General features: G+C 54.2%; 13 protein-coding genes. 8 read left to right on the top strand and 5 right to left on the bottom strand.

All coding sequences use genetic code 11. The annotated features are described in order from the left end of the window. Nucleotides 1-252 precede the first annotated feature (252 nt). Entirely contained in the window at nt 253-3,462 is a 3,210-nt protein-coding gene (locus PPTH39_RS02265) for a transporter substrate-binding domain-containing protein (RefSeq protein ID WP_232527588.1), read from the top strand. On the opposite strand, the gene PPTH39_RS02270 is transcribed toward PPTH39_RS02265, so the two are convergent. The 4 genes from PPTH39_RS02270 to PPTH39_RS02285 form a co-directional block, all read right to left on the bottom strand. Further along, the gene (locus PPTH39_RS02270) at nt 3,463-7,164 is read right to left on the bottom strand and encodes a transporter substrate-binding domain-containing protein (RefSeq protein ID WP_232527589.1); all 3,702 of its coding nucleotides are present in this window, start codon (nt 7,162-7,164) and stop codon (nt 3,463-3,465) included. Further along, nucleotides 7,161-7,859, bottom strand: coding sequence for a response regulator transcription factor (locus tag PPTH39_RS02275; protein ID WP_130871515.1), 699 nt, complete (start codon nt 7,857-7,859; stop codon nt 7,161-7,163). The genes PPTH39_RS02270 and PPTH39_RS02275 overlap by 4 nt, the downstream gene beginning before the upstream one ends. Before the next feature lie 127 nt (nt 7,860-7,986). Then, nucleotides 7,987-9,213, bottom strand: a complete 1,227-nt coding sequence (locus PPTH39_RS02280) for an EAL domain-containing response regulator (protein WP_232527590.1) — start codon at nt 9,211-9,213, stop codon at nt 7,987-7,989. Nucleotides 9,214-9,242: 29 nt separating this feature from the next. Further along, entirely contained in the window at nt 9,243-9,908 is a 666-nt protein-coding gene (locus tag PPTH39_RS02285) for a response regulator transcription factor (RefSeq protein WP_095023868.1), read from the bottom strand. 357 nt (nt 9,909-10,265) lie between these two features. Here PPTH39_RS02285 and PPTH39_RS02290 point away from each other — a divergent pair, with 357 nt between their 5' ends. From PPTH39_RS02290 to PPTH39_RS02320, 7 genes are all read left to right on the top strand, one after another. Next, entirely contained in the window at nt 10,266-10,862 is a 597-nt protein-coding gene (locus PPTH39_RS02290; protein WP_130871516.1) for a fimbrial protein, read from the top strand. A gap of 67 nt (nt 10,863-10,929) precedes the next feature. Beyond that, on the top strand, nt 10,930-11,685 hold the full coding sequence (locus tag PPTH39_RS02295) for a fimbrial biogenesis chaperone (protein ID WP_095023867.1): 756 nt from the start codon (nt 10,930-10,932) through the stop codon (nt 11,683-11,685). Between the two features lie 211 nt (nt 11,686-11,896). Further along, a complete protein-coding gene (locus PPTH39_RS02300) occupies nt 11,897-14,344 on the top strand; it encodes a fimbria/pilus outer membrane usher protein (RefSeq protein ID WP_232527591.1) in 2,448 nt (815 codons plus the stop codon). A 25-nt stretch (nt 14,345-14,369) separates the two neighbouring features. Continuing rightward, nucleotides 14,370-15,353: a fimbrial protein gene (locus tag PPTH39_RS02305; RefSeq protein WP_165446473.1), complete on the top strand. Its 984-nt coding sequence runs from the start codon at nt 14,370-14,372 to the stop codon at nt 15,351-15,353. Nucleotides 15,354-15,393: 40 nt separating this feature from the next. Then, nucleotides 15,394-16,431, top strand: a complete 1,038-nt coding sequence (locus PPTH39_RS02310; protein WP_232527592.1) for a fimbrial protein — start codon at nt 15,394-15,396, stop codon at nt 16,429-16,431. Between the two features lie 132 nt (nt 16,432-16,563). After that, a complete protein-coding gene (locus PPTH39_RS02315; protein WP_095031598.1) occupies nt 16,564-16,725 on the top strand; it encodes a DUF2986 domain-containing protein in 162 nt (53 codons plus the stop codon). A gap of 9 nt (nt 16,726-16,734) precedes the next feature. Beyond that, complete coding sequence (locus PPTH39_RS02320; protein ID WP_130871518.1) at nt 16,735-17,226, top strand: GNAT family N-acetyltransferase; 492 nt, start codon at nt 16,735-16,737, stop codon at nt 17,224-17,226. Nucleotides 17,227-17,291: 65 nt separating this feature from the next. Here PPTH39_RS02320 and PPTH39_RS02325 read toward each other — a convergent pair whose 3' ends face one another. Continuing rightward, a complete protein-coding gene (locus PPTH39_RS02325; protein ID WP_095000320.1) occupies nt 17,292-18,656 on the bottom strand; it encodes an MFS transporter in 1,365 nt (454 codons plus the stop codon). Nucleotides 18,657-18,774 lie beyond the last annotated feature (118 nt).

An 18,774-nucleotide genomic window follows, 5' to 3' on the forward strand; every position in this document is an offset into this window, starting at 1 on the left:
ACGTGCCCATCGCAGGCAAATCAGCGCTAACGATCATTAACCCTCAGCGGCATATCACATACTCATCTCTGGCACAGATGTCCGCTTCAAACCTAATTTAACCCTCATAACACTGAGGTTTTCTGTTACCGAGTACAGTTTTATTGTGTATTAATTGCGGATAAGCGCAACGATCAGAACTGTCTATGCCCGCACATTCAGCCGCCAGAGAAAACCTGGCTCAGTTGAACAATCCTGCCCAAGAGTGACAACTTGAAATCACTGCCACTGCAACACGTTTTCGGGATGTTTCTGCTGTTACTGGTTTCATGCAGTTCATTGGCCGATGGCAACCCCCTTGGAATCCATGCGCGACAGCCCTTGGAGGGGCTGAAGGTGCATCTGGATGCGGCGACAAAAGCGTGGGTACTGGAGAAGCACACGCTGATTGTCGGCGTGTCAGAGGGCAATTATCCACCTTACAAAATCATTACGGCGCGCGATGAGCTGGAAGGCATTGCCGCCGACTATCTGTCGGCCTTGCAGCGTGAGTTGGCGCTGAAGCTGGTCATTCGCCGCTTCACTTCAACCGATGCGCTGTACCAAGCCTTGCGCGAAGGCCAGATAGACCTGGTGGCCGTCGCAACTTCGACTGAGGCCAAACACTATCAGGTGCAATCAAGCCCTCCCTACGCGTTTACCGAGCTGGCATTGTTCACCGAAGCCGGAGATCTGCACGACTACGACATGCAGGCGAGTGCCACCCAAATTGCCTTCGCCGACGAACAGTTCCAGGAGTTGTACAAACAGACTGGCGGTCAGGGTACCACTACCCTTTACCCTTCAATTCGCGATGCCATGTCAGCGGTCTTGAGCGGAAAGTCCCAGGCCTTTATGGGTGATACTTTCTCCAGTCGCTATCTGTCTGCCCAATTGTTCAGCAATCAGCTGGTTGTCAATCAGAGTACCCGCCTGGCAGAAATCCCAGTGGGCTTTGCCTTCAACGCCTCCAACACAATGCTCGGTTCTGTGTTGAATCAAACACTGGGCGGCCTCTCGCGATGTTACCTGGTCGCTGCCATGCGCATCTGGGGTGACTCAGAGGGATGCGACATGAGCAGCTTTCGCCTGCACCTCAGCAAGCCCGAAGTGGCCTGGCTCGACAAGGCAAGTGTGGTCAAGCTGGCCATCAGTGAAGATTTGGCGCCTTACAGTTTTTTTGACAACAGGGGCAGACTCAACGGTATTGCCTCAGAACTTCTGGATATCGTGCGACGTAAAACCGGCATCCGCTTTGAGATCATTCGCGTCAGTTCCCTGAGTGATGCACTGGGTTTGCTCAGCCAGGGTGAAGCTGACCTCAGCGTTTTATTCCATACCAGTGCAACACAGGGGGATTATCTGTATAGCCGGCCTTTCGTGACCGCCCCCTACCTGATCGTCACCCGACGAGAAGACACTTCACTCACCGCACTGCACGCACACACTGCTGCCTCACTGGCGGTAGCCAAAAACCAAGTGCCGCCCGAGTTGCTCCACAACTATCCACACCTTCGCTTGATAGAGGCGACTACGACCGCCGATGCACTTAATCGAGTGCGCGGCGGCGAAGCGGACTTCTCCCTGGTACCCGCTAATATGGCGCGCTACTACCTGTCCTATAAGTATGAGAACAGCCTGAAAATAAACGGTGTGATTAACCATAATGATGCACAGGTCACCTTCGCCACACCGTCGAAAGCCCCTTTGCTAATGTCGATTCTAGACAAAGCACTGGCTGAAATAACCCCGGAGCAAGTCATACATATAACCGGTCGCTGGCGGGCCAACGCGGCAACTGACGACAAACATTGGGAAGGTTTAGCCTCCACCACCTGGAGTACCCTGGGCGCACTGTGCGTGCTGCTCATCGTGGCGGCATTGCTGATCGTCGCCCAACGGCGGCGGATCATACGCAAGCAGCTAGACCTGCATCAGCGCCAGCTTATTCTTGATGAACTGGAGGTCACCAAAGAGGCTGCGGAAAAGGCCAACCGAAGCAAGTCGGTTTTTCTGGCGACCATGAGCCATGAAATTCGCACACCGCTGAACGCAATTATCGGCATGCTGGAGCTGGTATTGACCCGTAAAGAAGATCCCTCCCTCAATACCCGGTCAGTGCATATTGCTTACGATAGCGCACACAGTCTTCTTGGGTTGATCGGCGAAATCCTCGATATATCCACCATCGAGTCAGGCAAACTGACCCTGCGCCCGCAAATATCCACGCTCAAGCAGTTGATCGAATCGGTAACCGCCGTATTCATCGGTCTGGCACGCCAGAAGCATCTTAGTATCTGCCTGGAGCTGGATCAAACGGCTGAAGAGCGGTTGTGGATCGATGAACTGAAATTCAAACAGGTACTGTCCAACTTGTTGAGTAATGCAATCAAGTTCACGGATAAAGGCGGCATCGTGATCCGTTGTCGCGGCAACTACGAGGGCGAACACGCAGTGCAAGTGCGTATCAGCGTCACCGACACCGGCAGAGGTATTGCAGCGTCACAAATCGACAAGGTATTTACGCCTTTCTTTGAACTCGACAGCGCAGTGAACACCCCCAATGCCGGTGCCGGTCTCGGCTTGTCTATCAGCCAGGTGCTTAGCCAGTTGATGGATGCCCATCTAAGTGTCGAAAGCGAGCTGGGTGTTGGCACCTCGATGATCTTCAATGCACGTTTTCAGTGTGTGAGCGCGGACAGCGCAGGGAGCGATGAGGTTCTGACACACGCTCCGGCACCTATCGATTCGCCACTGAACATATTGATAGTCGAAGACCACTTGCCAAGCCAGTACTTGCTTGAACAGCAAATCAGCTACCTGGGGCACCATGCGGTCATTGCCAACAATGGCCAGGAAGGTATTGCGCTGTGGCAAAAACACGACATCGACATCGTGTTGACCGACTGCAACATGCCGCACCTCAACGGTTATGAAATGACGCGCGCCATTCGTGACCTCGAATCCAGCCTGTGCAGAAAAGCCTGCATCATCATAGGCATCACTGCCGATGCACAGCGTGAAGCGCTCGAACAATGCCTGACTTCAGGCATGGATGAAGCGCTCGCCAAGCCCATCAACCTTGCCGGGCTCAATCGATTTATTCCCACACTCAACCGTGATGACAAAGAGCAAACGCAGACACAATCCGACCTGGCGAAAGAGGTACAGCTTGAGATAGCTGAACACGTCATCACCAGCAACAATGAGGAATTGTTGGCGCTGGAACTATCCCTGGGCCAAAACGATTGCGATGCACTGGCACGTATTGCCCACAAGCTCAAAGGCACTGCCTACGTACTCAATTCGCAGGGCTTGCTGTTGCTGTGCATCACCCTGGAAGAACTGACTGCCAATAATGGCGAACCTGAATCAATACGTCAGGCCGTAAAGGATCTGGCCAACGCTCTCAACGACATCAATATGTCGCTGCAAGCAAGCTAATCACACGCAAGAGGCATGGGATATTTCACGCAAGTTTTTCACCAGCTTTTCCTGTGCTTGTTCAAGTAATCCGGCGCAGTGGAGCACCTGTGCAGGGACAACCAGCGATGCACTGCAAGCCTGTTCCAGCATTTCGCAGCACTTGATAACAAGCGGGTCGTTCACGATAAGCGCCGCCCCCCTGATACGATGGGCCAGGGCCGCAAATCCTGACGTGTCATGCCTGGCCAGCAGATCGCGAAGCTCTGCCATATCTTTTTCGCTACTGCGCAGCGCCTCATGAATCAGCCCCGCGACTGCCTCATCATCACCGCCAGTCAACTCATGCAGACGTGCCGTGATGGATACCTGATCGGCACAAACCTGAATGTCATGCCCGGAAACGAAACTCTCTGCCAGTGGCGTTTGCCAACTCGACAAAAGTGTCGACAACGCTTTCAGGCTCATAGGTTTGAATAAACAATCATTCATGCCTGCCTTTAGGCACCTGGTCTTTTCCTCTGGCTGGACGCTCGCTGTAAAGCCCACTATCAGGCAAGCACCCATACCCCGCTGTTCTTCATCCTGACGGATCTGCTGAGCCAGATCGTAGCCACTCATCAACGGCATATTACAGTCAGTGATGACGATGTCGAAGTGCCCTGCCCGCCAAAGCTGCAACGCAACCACCCCATCCCCGGCATCGCTTGCCGACTGGCCCAGGAACGTCAATTGCTGGACCAGAAGTAAACGATTAGCAGGCTGATCATCTACCACCAGCACCTTCAAGGCGCGAGCAGCCCCAAGGCCTTGTTCGCGCTGTGGCGGCGAAAGAGGCACAGCACTCAGTTTATTGAATAAGAATGACGCTTCGAGTGTCGTCCCCTGACCTATTGCACTGCAGATTTGCAGGCTACCGCCCATCAGCTCGCACAATGAGCGCGAGATAACCAGCCCAAGCCCCGTGCCACCCCTGGAAGCTGCGCCATGATTGGCCTGAGAGAAAGGTTGGAACAAATGCTGCAAATCTTGAGCATCAATACCGATTCCGGTGTCTTCAACCCTCAGTATCACCTGTAGACGCTCATCTACGATCTGCTCGACGCGAAGCAAAATGCGGACTTCTCCGCTGTCCGTGAACTTGATCGCATTACCCAGCAGGTTAGAAAGCACCTGCTGGAAGCGCACTGGATCGACAAGCACGTCACAGCCGACACTGGCGTCGATATCCAGCTTCATGATCAGGTTTTTCTGCCTGGCAAGACCTTCAAACACTCGCACAACCGACTCGACGAGCTCCCGCAAATTCGCCCTTCTGGGCGAAAGACTGACATGCCCTGATTCAATCCGCACGAGATCCAGAATATCGCCGAGCAGTTCAAGCATGCCCTTGGCCGAGGTGTATGCCACCTCGATGGAGCCACGATCGAAGTCGCCTTTTTCGGCACGCTTCAATGCGAGCTCAAGCATGCCGATGACGGCACTCATCGGGGTGCGAATCTCATGACTCATGGTCGTCAGGAAGGTGGTCTTGGCCCTGTTTGAATTGTCTGCCTGGTGCTTGGCCGCACGTAATTGCTCAATAAGTTCGCGTCGTTCACTGATATCGATCCAGCCACAAATAACACCCTGAACTTGCCCGCCAGTATCATGAAATGGCTGAATCCAATGGTAAATGATCTGTTTCGAGTCACCCACGTGTAACGTGCGATCGACCACGTAGGGCTCGTCCTGCTGGATGACCCGCATATAACCGGCGTGGAACTGCATGGCCTCGTCGCTGTTGTGCTTGGCGCTTTGCAGCGCGGTTTTGCCGATAACCTCCTCACGGGCGACAGAAAATGTTTTCAGGTAATGAGTGTTGCAAGTCACCATTACGCCTTGACGATCACGTACGTAGATCGGGTGCGGAGTGCCGTTGATCAGTGCCTCCATAAAGGCCAACTGATCACTGAGGGCCAACTGTGCACGCTTGCGCTCGCGAATCTGTCGGCGGATGTAAATATTCCAGACCAATGAGCAAAAAACGAAAAGGAAGGCGACTCCAGCCATCTGGTAAATAAGGGCTTTATAGTTTCTCCATTTCATGACCTCAAACACTGCAACGGGACGCCAGCGATTAAGTACCAGATTAATTTCGTCACGGGTAATACTGCGAAGCGCCTTATCGATAATTGAGATCAATTCGGTCTCACCGCGCTGGGCCGCAAAGGCCAGGGCGCCATACTCACCTTGCAGGATATTGCTGATGCGCAACTTGCCTGGGTACAGATGCTGAAGGTAGTAGCGGGCGCCGTGCAGTGTGGCGAAGGTCGCGTCTGCCCGCCCATCGGCAACCATCGCGAGGGACTCGAGAATGGTAGATGAGTCAATGACTTCGATATCCTTGTAGGTACCCAGCACATTGCGCTCGGCCGCCATCATCGGCACAGCGACCCGCTTGCCACGCAAACCCTGAAGACTTGAAGGCGGGTCGGCCACGTCACGGGTGACAATCACAAACGAACTGAACATAAAGGGCTTGCTGAACCGCAGGCTGCTCTCACGCTCAGCCGTGTGCGCAGCCAGGGTCAGATCCGCGCTGTTATCCGACAGAGAGCTGAGCAGGCTGGCAAAACTGTCAGTGCGAACCGCTACAAATTGCACCCCCGTGCGCCTGTTAATCAACTCCAGCAGTTCCGAACTCATTCCACTAAAACGCCCCTCGGCATCAAAGAAAGCAAAAGGCGCCAAGTCATCATTAACCACGAAACGCACAACCGGGTGACGCTCTATCCAGCGTTGCTCATTGATGGACAGGTCAATTTGCCGGGCCGATAGCATGGCCCCACCCCCGGACCAGCGTTTCACGATCTGCTGCAGACTATTTTCGTCCATTGCGCTGATTGCACTGTCCAGCACCGTTTTCAACCGTGTGTTGCCAGGCTGAATGGCGAACGCGAAGCCGCCACTGTGCACATCGACAAAACGCTCCAGTCGCACATCGTTGAAATAATTCAAGTTGATCAGATAGTTGCTCGACAAGCCGTCTCCCAGGTAACCATCAAGACCGCCGAACGCGAGCGCAGCCAAAGCCAGGTTACGTGATGCGTAAGCAATAAACCGGGCATCGGGATACCGTATTGCAAGCTGGCTGTAGGGGAGATAGTCCGCAGCTACCGCTATGCGCTTTCCTGCCAGGTTGGACGGCAACGGTTGCTGATCTGCGTAACGGACAAACAGGGCTGGCTGGTCTTGCACATAAGGTTTACTGAGTAGCGCATTATTGCCAAGTACCTCAAGAGCGCTGGAGCTGCCCAACAGATCAATTTCGCCACGTTCGAGTGCGGCCAACGCACTGCCCCGATCAGCAAAGCGGCGAAGCTTTGTATCGATATGAAGTGTTTGCCCCAAATAGCACACTACGTCTGCAGTAATACCCTCGTAAAACGGGGAACCCGCGGTCATCTCAAAAGGCGGGTAATCGGGTTGGGCGACGCCAATCACCAATGCACGCTTTTGCCTGAGCCACTGCCAGTCATCATTGGCAAGAGAGACTTGCGCCGCTAGGCAGTAATCACGCTCCTCCAGCCGCAGCAGCCCCTCGTCGGTGGCTGCAAGCAGCGAATCATATGGAAAAAAATGCATCACAACGATCGCTAACACCGCGCGTTTAATGGCAGCGCCAAGTGATACCGCAACCCCTGTTACAACTCCGTTGTGTATCAACCAGGGTGCAATCACTGCTGATCGAGGTTGTGTTGCAACCTGAACAATTTAAGATCGGTGCGTATACCCAGCTTTCTGAAGGCCGCCTGCTTCTGCCCGCTGATGGTTTTAGGGCTGCGCATGAATTTGAGTGCAATCTGCGAAACCTGCATGCCCTCCAGGCAACACCGCAGCACCTCACGCTCTTTGGGTGAAAGCGCAACGTTACCGACGAGCAAGGTATCGCCAGCCGGGTCTTCGCCCGTGTCACAGGGGCGCTCATGGCCAGGAATCGGCTTTTTGTCGAGTTCATGGGCCATCATCGACGACAGGTACAACTGCCCCGATGCCACGGTGCGAATGGCCAGGATGAGATCGTCAACCGGTTGAGACTTCCCCAAGAAACCATTCGCGCCTGCGCCAATGGCTAGCTTGACTATTGCAGGCTTCTCCGCCGAAGAAGAAATGAGGATAAGCAGTTGCGGATATTGCTTTCGCAGCAAGCGAATCAGGTTCAGACCATCCAGCTCGCCATCATGCAATTGATAGTCCAGTACCAATAGATCAATCGTCTGCACCCGCAGGGCCGAAATCAACTCGGCGCTTGCGCTGTACACGCCGACCACCGCCAGGTCAGTCTCCCGGCTCAGCCGCGAGTTCAAGGCCAGTCGAATAAGAGAATGATCATCCAGCACGGCAACACGTAAGGGTGTGACAACAGAAAACTGCATTCTTTGTCTCCGGATCGCTCACGTTTTAATCATTAAAAACATAGGAAAAGTCTGAACGATGCACAAGACAATGCATATAGGGATTGCCTCAAAATCAGCCGCTGAGAGGGTTCGGCGTAAAAATAGTTCACCCCGCAGGGCGCAAAGCTGCGCGCCATATCGACGGATCGCCTGAAAAGGTCCAGCTCATCAACTCTGCCTCGCTCATTGGTCGGGCATACAAATACCCCTGCCCCAACTGGCAACCCATGCCTTGCAGGCAGCGTAATTGCGCTACGGTTTCTATCCCCTCGACAACCACCTGCATATCCAACGACCGCGCAAAGTGCAGGACACTCCTGATCACTGCAACTGAGCGATTGCGCTTAAAGTCGCGGATAAAACCGCCATCCAGTTTCACCTCGTTAAACGGCAACTGGCACAACCGCTCAAGCGATGAGTAGCCGACACCAAAGTCATCCATCGACAAGTTGCAACCCAACATGCGCAGCCCAAACATGCTCGCCATGCACCTCCCGGGGGCTAGCAAAAGACCGGTTTCCGTAAGTTCAAACGTCAGGCTTGCCGGTGCTGCATCGTGTTTATTCAGCACCTGCCTGATCCGGTCAACGAAGCGCGGGCATTCCAGTTGCGTTGTATCCAGATTGAACGCAAGGTTGAACCCATTTCCACCCGCCTGCATAAACTGCTGCAAACGCAGCCCTTGCTCAAATACTCTGAAGAAGACCTTATCGAGCAACCCCAACTGAACGACAGCGGGAAGAAATGCCTCCGGCGACAACATGTCACCCTGCGCCCGCTGCCATCTGAGCAACACCTCGGCACCCTGGATCAATCCACTGCCCAGATGGAATTTTGGCTGAAACCAGGCACAAAACTCTTGCCGATCGATGCCTTCGAGTATGTCCTCATCATCAGGCTCAGATCCCGAGTCGCAGGGCTGTCCAATACCGGTTTGACTGGCTCGACCGCTTGCACAGTAAGCTTGCAACAACAGGACAAGCTCCTCTGCCACGAGTGGCCGGACTGCATTGCCCAGCCACTCCAAGCCCTGCAGCCTTAGGATTTGCTCCACGGTATACACCAGCTCATCGGGTATCGAACTGCAGATAATCACCGCATTGACCAAACCTGCCTCACGTGCCTGACTCAAAAAGCACAACCCATCGGTTGCCAGGGTCTGCAAATCACATAACACGATATCAACGCCTCCGTGCAGGTGCAGCAATGACAGGGCGGTCTCCCCGCAAGAGGCTTGCAAGACATCAATGCACCCCATATCAAGCAACGTATTGACTGCAACAGCACGCTGTAAATCGTGACGCTCAAACATCAGCAAACGCAGTGTGTTCAAAACATCTTTCCCGTTTGAAATACAACTGTTCAAGAGAAACGCAGGGGCAGACGCCGGAACAAATCAAGATCATTTCTCAAGCCCAGCTTTTTATAGGCTGCACGTTTCTGAGCGTTGATCGTTTTGACACTTCTTGTGAAGCCCGCCGCTATTTGTGTGTCGGTCAATCCGGCCACACACAAATGCAGCACTTCTCGCTCTTGTGGCGTCAACATTACGCGATCCAACAGGCACACCCGCGTTGCACTTCCATCACCTGCATGGGTACCGACCGGCATGTCGAAGGTCGCTTGCAAAATCAACCTGGAGCAGAAATAAAACTCTCCGTTGGCCAGGCTGCGAATGGCTGTTACATAGCTATCCAGTGGTTGTGTCTTGCAAATAATGCCGTGGGCCCCTGATGCCATGAGCAATACAGCTGTCGGCAGATGCGGCTGATCCAGCAGAACCAGAATTCTCAGTGTCGACTGTTCTATGCTGAGTGCCCTGATAAGCCCAACCGTATCATTCCCCTCTGACAAGTGCCCTATCAGCAGCAAGTCAAACTCATCCTCGGAAACACCACGCATAGCGATATCGCAACGTCCATAGGAACCAACAACCGTGATGTCAGGCTGTTCGAAAAGATGCAAACACAAGCCATAACGGGCTATCTCATGGGTATCCAGAACACCTACCCTGATGGACTTAAACATTGCAAGGCTCCATAACCTATCTGCCAATTTGCCCGCCGCATTGACTGGAGCAGACAGAAGGAAAACTTCAAAAGATAATTTTAATATTCATAAAAGCGGTTTCTGATACGCCTGTTCTAATGCACGTCGACGATCGAACAGCGCCTGCGACGCATAGATCAATATAACGAGCGCACCTGGAATACACACTAGGATTTGCCTCAAAACGATCATGACTGCACGGCACCCTGCTTATATATAAAGTTGTACCCCGCCTGAAATATTATTTTAAGGCAATCCTCAAAGACAGCAGCAGAACGCCCCCCTAACATGGGCTCCGCAGTTCGCTGAACACACTACAACCTTAAGGATATCAACATGAAAAAGCTCTACCTTGCCATTCTCAGCCTGTCGGCTCTCGCCGCTTCCGGCGCTACTTTTGCAGAGCCTGTTACAGTTAAAGGTGGCAGTGGCCAGATCAACTTTATGGGCTTCATTAACAATGATGCCTGTTCTGTTGACGGCAGCACCGGTAAAGACAAAGTTATTTCTGTTGATATGGGCAACATATCGATCAAGGACATGGGCAGCGATACAGCCCCTAACGCCGGGCGCATCAGCGCCAATGACTTTAACTTGAAGGTCAACTGTAATGCTGGCACCAAAGTATCAATGGTGTTCAAACCAAGCCTCAACGGGGGCTCTGGCCTGGTTACAGGTAAAAAAGTGTTGAAGCTGCAAGGCACAGATGCGGCCAAAGGGGTGGGTATCGCCCTGCTTGACAGTGATGGTGCTTTGATAGACCTGACCTCAGACACCACTGCCTTGGTCACAACCGGTCTTAGCGGCGAGAAAGCCGTCGGTGGTGACGGCACCTTGTCATTCGCCGCTGCCTACGTCACCACGGGTGATGCATCAACCGCCGTTGCCGGTACAGGTAACGCAACACTGCCATTTGTACTTCAGTACGAATAAATCTGGATACAGGGCGGAGGCTGTCGGGCCTCCCCTCCCCCCACTTACATTTTTTTGGGCCACACCTATGATGCGACGTTCAATCCCTGTTTTTCTAAGTGCTATCAGCCTGTTTGTCACCACTGAAGCATTCGCGAGCATTTCGTTAAGTGCAACACGGGTGATATTTGATGGCTCACGCAAAGAAGCCAATATCACGGTACGCAATGGGGGGCAAAACGTGTTGGTGCAGTCATGGATCGATAGCGACCTGGCTGAAAATACATCGCTGCCATTTGCTATCACTCCACCGCTGGCCCGTGTCGCGGCCAATCAACAACAATTACTGCGTATTCTTTACGAAGGTGGAGGCATGCCGATCGACAAAGAATCGGTCGTGTGGCTCAACGTTCAGGAAATACCGCAAGCCAGTGCAAGCGACGCCAACATATTGCAATTAGCCGTGCGTCAACGGGTCAAAGTTTTTTTTCGGCCAGCGGATTTACCTGGCGAAGCAGCCAAGGCGCCTGCGCAACTAAAATGGAAACTGCAAAACGAGGGCGGGCAAACCCTTCTAAAGGTCAATAATCCTGGTCATTACCATGTGTCATTAGCTGACCTTGAAGTGGGCAAGAGCGATAAAGCCGAATTGATTATCGGCGCCACCATGATCGCTCCTGGCGAGGACAGAACGTTCAAGTTAAAAGCTGCGCCCCTGTCTTTATCGCCTTCATTGCGATTTGCAAGCATTAATGATTATGGCGCCCTGCAGAAATTTGAAACAACCGTGAACTTCCAGTCAATGAGTTCGGCAACCCCAGCAGAAGTCCAAGAACAACAATAAATCACCTGCCCCAACGGCTATGCCTCGAGCTTTATTATTCGCACACTTTATGACGGCATACGTCATATTGACGACATAGGCTATCCATATGTTTTTCTCCAATAATCACACGCATGATAGTTGCGTAGAAAAACGCGCCCGCACAGATGCCTCCCCTATAATCAGCACTATTCACCCGCTGTATTTGGTCGTTACTATCACACTGTCGAGCATGGCTTGGGGCGAAGAACCGGCACAGCCACAAGAAGAAGTTTACAACACCACTTTTTTCCAGGGTGGAGCCTCGGTGGACCTGCACACACTGTTGAGCACCCACCGTGTATTACCAGGAAAATACCGGGTCGACTTATACAGTAATGACGTACTGGTGGGTCGCAGGGATATCGAGTTCGCGCCCAACGCGCACAACGGCAAGGTCGAGCCGTGCATGACGGTTGATCTGATTCAACAACTTGGCGTTGATCTACAAAAGCTGCAAGACCAGGGGTTGCTTGATCCCGAGTTATCGCAAGCCTGCCATGACCTGACGTCCATGATTGATAAAGCTACGTGGCGCTACGACTCCAGCCGCTTACGGCTTTATTTCAGCGTGCCGCAATTGGCAATGGCTCGAGGCTTGCGTGGTTTTGTGGACCCAGAACTATGGGACGAAGGTGTTCCGGCCGGGTTTATCAACTATCAGTTCAACAGCAACCGCAGCTCCACTGAGTTCAGCACACAGGTCTCCAACAACTTGAGCATGCGCAATGGCATCAACCTGGGCGCATGGCGCCTGCGCAACGAGTCGAATCTGAGCACCCGCACCGGTCATGCAAACACATTCAAGAGTAATCGCAGTTACGTGCAGCGTGACGTTACCGCTCTCAAGGGGCAGTTCAGTGCCGGGGAGATCTTCTCCGATACCGAGCTGTTCAACAGCGTGCGTTATCGCGGGGTAAAACTGGCCTCGGATGAAGGCATGCGTGCCGACAGCGAACGGGGTTATGCGCCGATCATTCGCGGTGTCGCCGATTCCAATGCGGTGGTCGAGATTCGTCAGGACAACTACATTCTTTACACCACTACCGTGCCGCCTGGTCCGTTCGAGATCAGCGATATATACCCTACGGGTTCCAACGGTGATCTGGAGGTGGTGATTATCGAAGCCGACGGTCGTCGCAGAATCAGCAAACAGGCTTTTTCCGCGCTTCCCACGATGGTTCGCGAAGGGCAGCTCAAATACAGTGTGTCTGCTGGCCAATACGCCAGCAACGCCGAGGGCGCAGCATCGCCCTCCTTTGTCAGCAGCACCGCCGCCTATGGCATAAACAGCAACCTGACAGGTATTGCGGGCCTGCAAGCCAGTGAAAATTTCCAGGCGTTTTCGCTCGGAGCCGCGAAGAACACTTCCCTTGGCGCGGTCTCATTCGATCTCACCCAGTCATCCAGCCGCGCCCAGGGTAAAACCACCCAGGGCAACAGCGTGCGGGCGCTCTATGCAAAAACATTCACCGGCACCGATACCAGCTTCACCCTGGCCGCCTATCGCTACTCCACAGAAGGCTATCGCAGCTTCAGCGATCATGTTGAAGACATCAGTGAGGGCATCAGGCCGCGCAGTGGCAGCTCTAAAACCCGCACCGACCTGACCGTCAACCAGACCCTGGGTGGGACACGACAATATGGTTCGCTCTATATCAACGGCACCGACCAGCGCTATTGGAACCGGGGTGGCTCACGCACTTTCTCTGCGGGTTACAGCAACAACTGGGGCGAACTCAACTACAGCCTGAGTGCGAGCAGGAGCCTGGATATTGATGAACGCGGCGTGTCGAACACGGACAATCAGGTCAACCTCTCGGTCTCTTTCCCGCTGGGCTCTCGCCCCCGGTCGCCACGGGCCTTTGTGTCCACCACAAGTGACCGCAGCGGCAACAGCACACAATTAGGGGTCAGTGGTTATCTGTCGGACAACAGTGATTCGTTTTACTCAGTCCAGGCCGGTGACAGCAGTCAGGGTGGTGAATCCGGCTCTCTCAGTGTGAACACCCGCACATCGATAGCCGACATCAGTGTCGGCTACAGCAAAGGCAGGGGCTTTGACTCCCAAAACGTGAACGTCTCCGGCTCGGTAATCGCCCACGGCGGCGGGGTCAACCTTGGGCAAACCGTAGGTGAAACCTTCGCCCTGGTCGAAGTCGCGGGAATATCCGGCGTCGAGATCAGCACGCACTCGGGGGTCACGACCGGCAACAACGGTTACGCCGTTATTCCCAACACCCAGCCATACCGGGTGAACTGGTTGAGCCTGGACACCCGTAACCTGGGCGGTGACGTTGAACTTGATAGCGCCACCCAACAACTGGTGCCGCGCCGAGGCGCGGTGGTGGTGGCACGCTTCGAGGGCCGCAAGGGCCGGCGGATTCAGTTTGAACTGTTCGATGCACAAAACCGCTCAATCCCGTTCGGTGCCTCGGTGGAAGACGCCAAGGGTGTGCAACTGGCGATTTCCGACCCTACGGGCAAAGCCCTGGCCATGGTCGAGGACGACAGCGCCACGCTGACCATCAAATGGCAAGGCAAGCAATGCCAGGCGGCCTATGCACTGGCACCAAAGCAGGAAAAGGTGAACTACGAACGCTTCAAGCTGATTTGCTTGCCCGGCACCGAGGGGCGTTGATTCTCAAACTGGAAAAGGCACGCTTATGTACAACACACACATAAAACCTATAAAGCTCCTGCCGTTACTTGCCCTGCTTTTACTCATTACCCACACGGACGCATTCGCAGACTGTCGTTTTAATGAAGGTAGAAATCCCCTCACGCCGTCTGAGGTTCTGCTAAAAGGCCCCGGCGTTATCAGCATACCCACCGACCTTGAAAACAACCGTACGATATATGAAGGCTTTTATATAGCACGCGGCACCAACGGTATTAGCTGTAACAACGTTACGCCCATCGGCCTGATCCCAAATCCTGCGTTAGGGCCGGTGCCGGCGAGCGGGTATCTATTCCCGATTAAAGACAGCGGCGTTGCTCTGCAGATATTCAACAACTATGCAGAACCCGATTACACAATCAATGTGTTTGGCGACAGAACCGTGTACCGGACAAACTCATGGGGCGTTTACGGGACAGGGTTTATTTACAGGTTTGTAAAAATCGGCACCATCAAGCATGGCACCGTAATCGGCCCTTTCACGGTCGGGACGATAAATTACGGAACGTTGGTCACTCACAACGTGACCATGACCGGCAGCCTGATTATCTCCGCATCATCCTGCAAAAGCCCCGATGTTTCGGTGAACATGGGTTATTACGTGGCCAGTGAAGTGACGAGCAGCCGAGGCCAGACCCAACCCGTAAGCTTTGATATTGCGCTCAATGAATGCCCCGACGGTATCAACAAAGTGACTTACTCGCTGCAAGCCAACACGCCTGTTATCGACAGGGAAACTGGCCTCGTCGCACTGGATGGTGCGTCCGGCGCCAAAGGCATCGGGCTGCGAATAATGGGCGGCGATGGAACACCTCTGGCTTTGGACAAGGCACATGATTTCAGCGCTTATGATGTTCGAGGCGGCAACTTCAAAATCCCGCTGAGTGCCGCCTATATTCAACTTGACAACCAAACATTGGGATTTGGTACCGCCAATACATCCCTGACGTTTACGATCAGCTATTTATAACTCGCATCCTGCGATCTGAATGAACTACCCTGGAGCTACTGTGCAGCGCAGACAAACAACTATCCACACATATGCAACAACAAACATCCTCCCTGGTGCAATACAAAAAACACGTCATGGAAAACTTTTGCCGTTACTGGCCCTGCTTTTACTCTTCAGGCACGCAGACTCATCCGCCGACTGTCGTTTCAATAACGGAAACAACCCCCTCACAGCAGCTGAAGTTCTTCTCAAAGGCCCTGGTATTATCAGCATCCCTGCCGACCTGGAACATGACCGTACGGTCTATGAAAGCTCTTATATAGCGCGCGAAACCAACAATATAACGTGTGATAGCATTACGCCCATCGGCCTGATTCCAAATCCTGCATTAGGGCCGGCGCCGGCGAGCGGGTATATATTCCCGATAAAAAACAGCGGCATTGCACTGCAGATGTTCAGTTCCTACGATGACCCCAAATACACAATCAATGTGTTTGGCGACAGAACCCACCGTCCGACAAACGTAGGGGGTGCTTACGGGGTGAGGTTTATTTACCGATTTGTGAAAATCGGCACCATCAAACACGGCTCGGTTATAGGTCCTTTTACAGTCGGTACGATCAATTACGGGACACTGGTCACTCACAACGTAACCATGACCGGCAGCCTGATCATCTCCGCATCATCCTGCAAAACCCCCGATGTCTCAGTGAATATGGGCGATTATGTGGCCAGTGAAGTCACAGGCAGTCGAGGCCAGACACACCCCGTAAACTTCGATATTGCCCTCAATGCATGCCCCCAAGGCATCGACAAGGTGACCTATTCGCTGCAAGCCAATACCCCCGTTATCGACAGGGAAAATGGCCTGGTTGCGCTGGACGGCGCGTCCGGCGCCAAGGGCGTCGGGCTACGGATAATGGATGGTGATGGCACCCCGTTGGCTCTGGACAAGGCGCATGTGTTCAGCGCTTACGATGTACAGGGCGGCAACTTCAAGATCCCGCTGAGCGCCGCCTATATTCACCTCGAAGATCAAACGCTGGGGTTTGGCACCGCCAATACGTCCATGACCTTTACGATGAGTTATTTATAGTCACGCGAGCCCATGCTTGCGTTACGCATACCCAATTGCGGCCATTGAACAAATTTTCAGACAATAATACTCAGAGCGCTGCATAACCCCTGTAAAATCGCTGCCCTACGCCCCACACACCGAGCAGCAACCATGAATCGTCGTAAAAAAATCAACCAGATATTGAAGGCCAATGCCAAGAAGGCCAACGCCAAGCTGGCCCCGAAGAACAAGAACCCGTACATCAGCAAGGCTGACCGCCTGAAGCTGGCCGAGCAATCGGAGCAGGACACCACAACAACCACCGGGGATTAAGCCATGGTCATGCCCGAGCCCCTCTTCAGGCAGGCAACGCCCCAGGATGCCGAATCCTGCTATCAGATCGAGGTTTCGGCCTATGAAGGCGATGAAGCCGCCACCCTGGAGAAGATCCGAACGCGAATCGCCCAGTATCCCCAAGGGTTTCTTGTGCTTGAGCAGGCTGCGGAAATCGTCGGGTTTATCAATAGCGGCTGTGCCTACAACGTCGTGATGTCGGATGAGGCTTTCAAGGAGCTGATCGGCCACGACCCTGTTGCACCCAATGTGGTAATCATGTCCGTAGTGGTTGCCCCCGCACACCAGGGCAAGGGCTTTGCCAGGCTGCTCATGAATGAGTTTGTCAGGCAGATGAGCAACCAGGGCAAGCACTCGATCCATCTGATGTGCAAAGAACAGCATGTACCTCTCTATACCCGCATGGACTATCAGTACGTCCAGCCATCGCCCTCCGGGCATGGCGGCATGGCCTGGCATGAAATGGTCATGGCGCTCTGACGGCTGAGAAAGCTTGCCGGATCAATAGCCCACCGCGAGAGTCCTACTTTTGACTCTCCCGCACCTCAAGCCTGTCCGGGCTGCTGCATCAAACGCAGGCCACTGGCCAACGCACCCGCCAGGGCAAAAGCGCAGCCCAGCCACAATGCATGGTACGGGCCGCTGACCGCAGACAAGTGAAAGCACAGCGCCACCAGTGACGCGCCCAGTGTCTGCCCCAGCAACCGCGACGTGGCGACAATACCGCTGGCTCCACCACTGCGGGCCAGCGGCGCACTGGTCATGATCGCCTTGAGGTTGGGCGACTGGAAAAACCCGAAACCGGCGCCACACAACGCCATGCGCCAGCCAATATCAAAGGTCGAAGCGCCTTCGCTCAATAACGCCAGCGCTGCCATGCCTGCGCTCAACATCAACAGGCCGATGCCGCACAGCAGTGCCAGCGATACGCGGTCCGCCAGACGCCCGGCAATCAGCGCCATAACCGCTACCACCGCGGGCCACGGCGTCATCAAAAAACCGGTAGCCACCTGGCTGTGGCCAAGCGCCGTCTGCAACAGAAAAGGCAACGAAACAAACGCCAGCCCCTGGGCGCTGAACGCACAGATCGCGGTCAGAGAGGACAAGGCAAACAGTGGCCGTTTGAACAGATCAATCGCCAGCATCGGTGCCGGATGCGCAGCCTGACGGCGCATCAGCCATACCCCGCACACCAGCGCCACGCCGATCAGCCCCAGGCTTAAATCGCCCTCGGCGCCATGTACCGCCGAACCCAGCCCCAGCACCAGCAAGGCAAACAGCCCGGCACACAAAATTGCGGCCAGCCGGTCAAACGCGTGTCCGCTTCTGGGAATTTCCGGCAGCGAGCGCAAGCCCAGTACAACGGCCAGCAGTCCCAACGGTACATTGATCAGGTACAGCCAATGCCAGGTCGTCACCGACAGGATGGCCGATGCAGCCGTTGGCCCCAGAGTGAAAGCCAGCCCCACCACCAGCGAGTTATAGCCCAGCCCCCTGCCCAGAATTTTTGCCGGATAGATGTGGCGCAACAACGCGATATTCACACTCATGATCGCCGCAGCGCCCAGCCCTTGCACCACCCGCGCGGCAGTCAGCGTGGGCAGCGACCACGCCAGCCCGCAGAACAGGGAGGCCAGGATAAACACCAGCAGGCCGCCGAGAAAAACCCGGCGATGGCCCAACACGTCACTGAGGGAAGCAAACGGCAACACCGCGGCAATGGTCGCCAGTTGGTAAGCGTTGACTACCCAGATGACCGAGGCGGAGTCAGTGCCGATGCCTTCGGCCAGGGTTGGCAAGGCGGTGTTGATGATGGCGGTATCGAGGGTCGCCATGCCAATCCCCAGGGAGATCGCGATCACGGCAGGCAGGCGTTTGTTACTGGGCAAACCATCGACAACTGAAGACATGAGCAATCCGCGTACACGACAAAAACGTCAAGATTAAGGCCTGCATAGGATATTTTCTGTGGCCGATTGCGCACTCGGACGAAATTTCATGTTCGTCGATAGCCTTGTAGCCACACCG

The organism is Pseudomonas bubulae (assembly GCF_900618535.1).
Classification (GTDB): domain Bacteria; phylum Pseudomonadota; class Gammaproteobacteria; order Pseudomonadales; family Pseudomonadaceae; genus Aquipseudomonas; species Aquipseudomonas bubulae.

Bases quoted from the DNA above. Each gene is read 5' to 3' on its own strand.
- PPTH39_RS02275 (WP_130871515.1), bottom strand. From the start codon at position 7,859: ATGCAGTTTTCTGTTGTCACACCCTTACGTGTTGCCGTGCTGGATGAT.
- PPTH39_RS02285 (WP_095023868.1), bottom strand. From the start codon at position 9,908: ATGTTTAAGTCCATCAGGGTAGGTGTTCTGGATACCCATGAGATAGCC.
- PPTH39_RS02290 (WP_130871516.1), top strand. From the start codon at position 10,266: ATGAAAAAGCTCTACCTTGCCATTCTCAGCCTGTCGGCTCTCGCCGCT.
- PPTH39_RS02295 (WP_095023867.1), top strand. From the start codon at position 10,930: ATGATGCGACGTTCAATCCCTGTTTTTCTAAGTGCTATCAGCCTGTTT.
- PPTH39_RS02300 (WP_232527591.1), top strand. From the start codon at position 11,897: ATGGCTTGGGGCGAAGAACCGGCACAGCCACAAGAAGAAGTTTACAAC.
- PPTH39_RS02305 (WP_165446473.1), top strand. From the start codon at position 14,370: ATGTACAACACACACATAAAACCTATAAAGCTCCTGCCGTTACTTGCC.
- PPTH39_RS02315 (WP_095031598.1), top strand. From the start codon at position 16,564: ATGAATCGTCGTAAAAAAATCAACCAGATATTGAAGGCCAATGCCAAG.
- PPTH39_RS02320 (WP_130871518.1), top strand. From the start codon at position 16,735: ATGCCCGAGCCCCTCTTCAGGCAGGCAACGCCCCAGGATGCCGAATCC.
- PPTH39_RS02325 (WP_095000320.1), bottom strand. From the start codon at position 18,656: ATGTCTTCAGTTGTCGATGGTTTGCCCAGTAACAAACGCCTGCCTGCC.